This is a genomic window from Methanobrevibacter oralis (assembly GCF_001639275.1).
GTDB classification, from domain to species: Archaea; Methanobacteriota; Methanobacteria; order Methanobacteriales; family Methanobacteriaceae; genus Methanocatella; species Methanocatella oralis.
This window is the reverse complement of the sequence record NZ_LWMU01000053.1, coordinates 20,614-28,657: the sequence shown is the minus strand read 5'-3', so window position 1 is coordinate 28,657 and position 8,044 is coordinate 20,614. Positions and strand designations below refer to the sequence as shown.

Below are 8,044 nucleotides of genomic sequence, written 5' to 3'. Positions count from 1 at the left end.
TCTAACAAGATCAACATTCGAATAGTTAAATATATATTGGTTGCCATCCAAAATAAGATATGGAAGGCATTTGTTTTTGGTATTCATGTATAAATATTTGTCTTCCAACCTATATAAAACTTATTATAGCTTAAATTAAGAATATAATTACAAAAATATGGTAAAAATAATTTAAGAAAAAAATCAACCAGTTAATCAAAAATTAGAAAGATTTAAAAAGAAATAAAAAACGCAAAAAACTAGTATTAAAACCCATCACAACAAGAAAACAACAACTAATATTTAAATCTTTTCACAAACACAACATAAAACACAAAAAAAAATCAAAGAAAAAGAAAAAAAACTAAAAAAATATGACCAAGAGCTAACAAATTGACAGTGCCAAAAAAAATAATAAGGATTAATAATTAAATCCCTATTTTTTAACAGTGATTTTCTTTAAAATAGTGTTTTTAATATATCTTATGCTAATAGTATACTTACCAACACTACCCACCTTAAGTTTTATACTAGCTATTCCTTTAGAATTAGTTTTAGCAGAATATGTTTTACCTTTAAATTTAAAAGTAATTTTTTTGCCTTTAACTGGTTTTTTATTTTTATCTACTAATTTTGCAGTATATTTAAAGGATTTACCCTTTTTAACTGTTTTAGCACTTGCTGATAGGGTTTGTTTTACAACAAGTTTATTAGATACAACATGTCCTTGATATTCAGAGGTAATTGTATATGTTTTAGGATTAAGATTAATTTTCAATTTAGCATAACCTGCTGCATCGGTTTTAACCTTATAAGTCACTCCATTAATTTTAATATTTACAATTTCCCCTGCACCAACAAACTTGCCATATTTATCAGTAGCTCGAACTTTGTAATAAGTTCCATCTAAAAAATACATTGCAATATCTTTATTTTCAATTAGTTTAGGGTTTGTAACAATGCTTATCTTATTATTTGCATCTAATGCACTTTCATAAGTATCACTACCATTAAAAGAAGTTACAACATTATATAAACCAGGTTTTTCTAAAATAGGGAATTTAGCATTTCCATTTTCATCAGTGATTGCATGATATGTTTTACCACCAATAGTTAAATCAACAGTCACACCAACAATAGGATTACCATCAATATCTGTTAATATCGGTGCGAATTTAGATCCATCACCATATTTCATAGATAAATTTGAAGTATTTAAAACAACTTTAATTTTAGATACTGAGAAGTTAGAAGTAGTCTCATTAGATGGATTGTATTTATCATCACCACTGTAAACAGCAGTAACAGTGTAATTACCTGCAGGCAAATCAACTTTAATTATAGCTGTAGCATTTTTAACTTCAACATTATTAAATACTTTATCGCCAACAGTTATATTAACAGTTCCAGTAGCATCATCAGGAAGGTTAACAGTTATTACTTGTTCTTCTCCAACATTAACAGAAGGAGCATCTAAAGTAATTTCACAATCATTTTTAGTAATATTTAAACTAGCTTCTTCAGAACTAGCAGCTTCATATTTATCATCTCCAGAATACAAAGCAACAACAGTATAATCTCCAGCAGACATGCCAGTTACATTAATACTTACTTTACCACCATCAAGAACACCAATAAATGATTTATCTCCAACTTTAACAGTTACATTACCTGTAACATTTTTCCCTAAGTCAAAATCATAAGTAACATTTTCACCAACTTTAGCTTCCATATCTGTTATTTCAATGTCAATAGAATATAATTTCACGGTGAAAGTATAATTTTGAGAAGAACTTGGAGCATATACCGTATCTGCTGTTTCATCACCTAAGTATTTAGCAGAAACATTGTAAATACCTGCTTTAGAAGTGTCTCTGTAAATAAAATTATCACCAACTTCGGTAGTATTAACTTTAACACCATTTACATAAATTTCTACTAGGCCCATAATAATTGTACCATTATCATCTTTGACAATTGGAGTAATAACAACAGGAACATCGACATTAACACTATTATCTTCAATTTCAACAGTGGTTGTTGTAGTTTTGGTAAATTTAGTTACATTGAATTTTACCTTATCAGATGTGCTATTTAAATAATGAAGATTGGATTTATTGAATCCTTCATATATTGCATATACTTCATGTTCACCAAAAGTTAAGGAATTTGTATCGACTAAAGAATATGATTCACCAGCAGTAATATTAGCTACAATAGCATTATCTAAATAAATAAATACTTTACCTTCATTAATAACATTATTATTCTCTTTATCTAAAACAGTGGGAGTAATTACAATTGATTCGCCACGTTTAATTTCATTTTTGCTTAATGAAACACTAATATTTGTAGCATAATCAGGTACACTTCCAACATAAACAGTTAAAATATTACTCCAAGATTCTGGAATATTTTTATTTGCATATCCAGGATGATAATATTGAACTGTATGTTTACCTGAATTAAGTTGTAGTTTATATTTAGTATAAGAACTAAGAGTAGAACCATTTTTATAACCAGTATAGGTACTGTCTACTTTTACACCGTCTACATAAACATCACATTTAATGCCTGTATATTTTAATAAATCATATAACTCATCATCTGTAAAATTAGAATTAGATAGTGAATTGTATAAAAATAAAGTAACACCACTAGCAAAATCAGGGTATACTAACAAAGTAGTATTGTTTGGATCATCTTCTTCATAGATTTTAAGAGTTGATATTGATGTATCCTCAATAACTTCAAAAGTATACTTCTCAGAAGAACTTCCATTAATAGTTGTATACATTACTCCTTTATACTCTTCTTTAAAATCATGATAAACAGCATGGACCTTATGATTACCTAAATCTAAGCTAGAAGTATCTAATGTATAATTTTCATTAATATTAATGTTTCCAGCTACCAATACGTCATCAACGTAAATATCAATTGTTCCATCATTTGTTTCATAATTATTTGAATTAATAAGAACTTTTGGAGTAATTTTAATAGATTTACCTTTTTTAACAGAGTTTGAATCTAAACTAAGAGCAGTTGTAGATGGGCTGTAATAAATAATAGTTAAATTATTACTAGTTGCATTTGAAAGAACACCATTGCCCTTATAAATAGCATTGATTAACCAAACACCTGCATTTGTAAAACTAGTATTAGTATAAGCTTTATATGTAACATATAGTGAATTAGTAGGTTCCAGACCAACACTCATTTCACCTAATTTTTGCCCTCCAGCATATAAAGTAATTTTTTCAGCTATTTTTCCATTTTCGAAAGTTATATAATTTTGAATCTCATCACCAAAGGTTGAATCAGATAATATGTCTCCAATAGTTACTAATGTACCTGCTTTAAGATAAACAAAATCATCAGCAGTTGAATTAAAGTAAATTTTAAGAGTAGTGTTTGAAACAGGTTTTTCCTTAATATTTGTAATTCCAAAACCTTTTGCAAACCAAGTATTCATATAAGATTTTAAAACTACTTGGAAATAATGTGAACCAGTTTCGTTTATCTCATAAAAAAGTGTATTATTTAATAAATCAGAATAAGTGCCCATATCTTTCATGTTATTACTATCACCATCAATACGAACATATACTTTAGTACTGGAACCAAAATTATAAGCATTTTTTTCATCATTTAGTTTGATTTGTAAAACATCCCCCACATAATAGGAATCCTTTGGATTAAGAATTTCTGATGTCAAATCATCATCGTAATAATATTCTTTACCATTAAACTCATCATATTGACCAGTACCTAAAATAGGTTTATTATCAGAGGATTTCATTACTGTTTTATCATTTTCAATTTTGATATTAGAACTATTATCAATTTCTAAATCGAGTGCATTTTCTTCTTGTGAAATATCAACATCAGTACTTTCGCTAATACCTATTGAATCGACACTATTCAGATTAAAAGTTGAATTTTCGTCTAAATCATGTGCACTAACCGAATTAACAGCTACAATAGTTATTAAAAGCACTAAAAAAATCATCAAGATTTCTTTGTTAAATTTGATAATTTCACCTCCATTTTATAAATTAAATTAAAAAACAGATATTAATTGATAAAAAAAATTTAGGAATACCAAAATAATATCCAGTAATACTTTATAATACAACCTATATAAACATGCCCAATAATGTTCGATGTCATTAAAATGAATTTTAAAAAAAATAAGGTATTAATTAATTTGAATTATAAAAAAAAATAAAAAAATTATGAAGTATCAGCTACTTCAATAGCTTCTACTTCAATATCTGGAGTATACTCATCTTCATCTAATACAGATCTAGTACTCATTACTCCAAATAACATTGTAGATAAATTATGTATCATTGAAGATGTAGCTGGAGTAATTGTACCTAAAATACCTAAAGCAATTAATGTACTATTAACAGCCACAATACCATGATAATTAATATAAATCTTATCAAACATGCCAGTGCTTAGTTTTCTAAGAGTTACCAAATCATATAAATCATCGGAAAGCAAAGATATATCAGCTACTTCACGAGCAATATCAGATGAATTTTTCATTGAAACTGACACATCAGCAACTGCCAATGCAGGAGAATCATTAATACCATCCCCGACCATGATTACAGTTTTTCCTTCTTCTTTTAGTTTCTCAACAATTCTAGATTTATCTTCTGGAAGTACTTGAGATTCGTATTTATCAATGCCTAAAGCATTAGCAATACTTTTTGCACCACTTTCACTATCACCAGTAAGCATTACTATATTTTTAATACCTAACTCTTTGAGTTCTTCAATAACATATTTTGCTTCCACTCTAACAGGATCTTCAATACAAATCAATGCTTCAAGTTTTCCATCAATTGCAAAGTAAACAACAGAATGGTCTTTTACCTCTTTATCTATTCTTTTTTGTTGAGTTTTGGTAACCTTAACTTTTTCGTCATCAAATAAGAAATGAGCACTACCAATAAGAGCCCTTTTATCATCATATTGAGTAACAATACCATGAGCTACAATGTATTCTACTTCACTGTGATCCTCTTCATGCTTGAGACCTTCTTCTTCAGCTTGTTTTACAATAGCAGTTGCAATACTGTGTGCAAAGTGTTCCTCAATACATGCAGCCATTCTTAAAAGCTCATCACGACCATATCTTTTTGACATTGGAATAACTTCAACAACTTTTGGAGATGCATTAGTTAATGTTCCAGTTTTGTCAAATACAATTGTATCAGCGATTGCATAGTTTTCAAGGAATTTTCCACCTTTAACCATCATCCTATGATCAGATGCTTCCCTCATAGCCGAAATTACAGATAATGGAGTAGTTAACTTAATCGCACATGAAAAATCAACCATTAATACAGATAATGCTTTCGTAGCATTTCTAGTAATTAAATAAGTTAAAAATGTTGTTAAGAAACTATATGGAACAATTGAATCAGCTAATTTTTCAGCTCTACTTTGAGCATCAGCCTTATACTCCTCAGAGTTTTCGATTAGATCTATAATCTTGTTCAACCTTGTTTCCTTATTAATTGAGAAAACTTCAATAATTAGGTTTCCTTCTTCTACAACTGTACCTGCATGAACAGTTTTTCCGTTTGATTTATGAACAGCTAACGGTTCTCCAGTCATTGAAGACTCATTAACCATACCTTCTCCATCAATTACTTTACCATCCACAGGAATTACATCACCCATGTGAACTTTGATTTTATCTCCTTTTCTAATATCCGCTGCAGGACATTGTATTTCGGTACCATCTTCTCCTACGACCCATAGAGTATCGATATTTAAAGCTAAACTGTCTCTTAAAGTACTTTTAGCTTTTTGTACGGTGTAGTCTTCTAATGCATCGGAAATAGACAATAAGAACATCATAGAACTAGCTGGTTTGAAGTTTCTTTGTAATAATGCACCTGCAACAGCAGCCCCATCAAGTAAAGCAACATCGACACGGAAACTAGTTAAACTATCAAAACCTTCCCACAAGTAATCTATAGCATAATAAATAGTTATAAGATTTCTTAAAGGAATTGGATAGAAAATATTTCCCAAAAGTCTTCCTAAAACCATTTTAGATAATTTTAAAAGAAAATCGTCAGTGATTTCTCTTGAAAGTTGAGCTTGAGTAGGTTCACCCTCAAATAAATCATCAATTGTAATATTATTCAAGATGTCGAAAATTTTTCCTTTATTTTCAACATTCTCATAATAAATCAAAAGACTACCATTTCTATGGGACGTAAAAACTTCTATGATAAAATCATTTTCTAAAAGTAATGAAGCAAGACCATAACCTTCCTCTTTAGTGAAAGCCCATTGGCCTGATCGGACTCTTAAACGAGTACCTTTATCATACATTACCTGATATTTCATTTTACGACCTTTTATTAGTGAAGTTATCTATTTATCTTTTACATAAATTTCTTTTTTAGCCTCAGCGTTAGCATCAACAATAATATCTTCTGCATTATCCTTCATATCTTGAAAACATTCTTCTGCATCTTTTTTAGCAGACAATACAGCAGCCATGCCTTTAGTGCAAGTATCTTTTACTGTTTTGGATTCTAATATCTTTTTACCAACAATAGCAGTAGCAATACCACTTGCAAAAATTATAGCATGTTTGTGTTCAAAAGCTTTTTCTAAAAATTTGTTTTCTCTTAACATTTTAATACCGTCCTAAGTTTTATTTTAATACAGTGAAACTCAACTTCACTTACATATAATTTTAATAATTAATCATATATAAAGGTTTAGGTAAAAACTGTACAATTTAGGTATCTAAAAATCAAATATATTATAAAATTCATTATAAAATTTTAAATAAAAAACTATTAATCTATTAATAAATTGAACAAAAATACAAAATAGGCTAATAAAAAATTAATATTTGTTTAAAATTACTTAAAAAGAGTTAAATAGCCTTAAATCTAACTATAACATCTAATATTAGGTATAACTTAAAATTATAAAAATAAATTAAGTTATACCAAAAAATAAGCATATTTTTAGGTTAAACTTAAAAATAATAACCTCAGTTTAGTTTTGCCTAAACTTTAAAATATTTATAATAAATAATAACAAATATCATGTCAATTAATAAAAAATGGTGTAAACTTGAACATGGATAAAAAATTCTTTTCAAAAATTGGATTCAATTATTTAATTCTCGGAATAACTGCATTAATATTTCAAGTATTAGTGATAAGTTTAGTATCTGCAAGCAATATTCCAATATTAACTGATTCAAATATAACAGTAATATTAGTTGCAATATGTAATTATGTTTTACCCTTGCCAATATTTCTTTATTTAATGAATAAATTCGAATCATCAGAAATAGAAAAAGAAAGTGTTGATCTTAAAACATTTATTAAATACATAGCAATAACAATAACTTTGATGTTAATTGGTAATCTAATTGGAATTATACTAACAACAATAATCGGAGGAGCAATACAAAGTGAAATATCCAATCCTGTTGAAAATTTAATTAATAGTACAAATATTTGGTTGAATTTAGCTTTAATAAGCATTATTGGACCTATATTTGAAGAAATATTATTTAGAAAAATATTAATTGATAAAACAATAAAATATGGCGCAAGAATTTCTATAATAATATCTGCATTATTATTCGGATTATTCCATGGAAATGTAAATCAATTCTTCTATGCATTCTTAATGGGTGGTTTTTTCGCATATGTTTATATTAAAACTGGTAAAATAATTTATCCAATAATATTGCACTTAATAGTAAATTTAATGGGATCTGTAATAAGTTTAAAACTTATTCAATCAATAAGTAATTTATATTCAGGATCTATTAACTTATTTGATGCTTCATTTGTAATTATATATGTTATTATTATACTAATTTTAGTAACCATTGGTCTAATCCTATTGTTAACAAAATTTAAAACAGCAAAATTTAAAGGTTCAAAAACAAAAATAAACTTAAAAAAACCTTTTAAAACAAGTTTAATAAATGTTGGAATGATTTGCTTTATAATATTTTATTTAATCCAAATTATATCAACACTATTATCATGAAGAG

The 8,044-nt window shown here is 27.5% G+C and carries 4 protein-coding genes; 1 reads left to right on the top strand and 3 read right to left on the bottom strand.

The genetic code is table 11. From position 1 onward, the window contains the following. Window positions 1-415: 415 nt before the first annotated feature. The 3 genes from MBORA_RS03770 to MBORA_RS03760 form a co-directional block, all read right to left on the bottom strand. Window positions 416-3,991, bottom strand: coding sequence for an Ig-like domain repeat protein (locus MBORA_RS03770; protein ID WP_063720245.1), 3,576 nt, complete (start codon window positions 3,989-3,991; stop codon window positions 416-418). Window positions 3,992-4,215: 224 nt separating this feature from the next. Next, a complete protein-coding gene (locus MBORA_RS03765) occupies window positions 4,216-6,360 on the bottom strand; it encodes a heavy metal translocating P-type ATPase (RefSeq protein WP_042693003.1) in 2,145 nt (714 codons plus the stop codon). A gap of 27 nt (window positions 6,361-6,387) precedes the next feature. Further along, window positions 6,388-6,654 (bottom strand): DUF6110 family protein, encoded by a 267-nt coding sequence (locus tag MBORA_RS03760; RefSeq protein ID WP_042693012.1) that lies wholly within the window; start codon window positions 6,652-6,654, stop codon window positions 6,388-6,390. A gap of 456 nt (window positions 6,655-7,110) precedes the next feature. Between MBORA_RS03760 and MBORA_RS03755 the strand changes: the two genes are divergently transcribed. Next, a complete protein-coding gene (locus tag MBORA_RS03755; RefSeq protein ID WP_063720244.1) occupies window positions 7,111-8,040 on the top strand; it encodes a CPBP family intramembrane glutamic endopeptidase in 930 nt (309 codons plus the stop codon). Window positions 8,041-8,044: the final 4 nt, after the last annotated feature.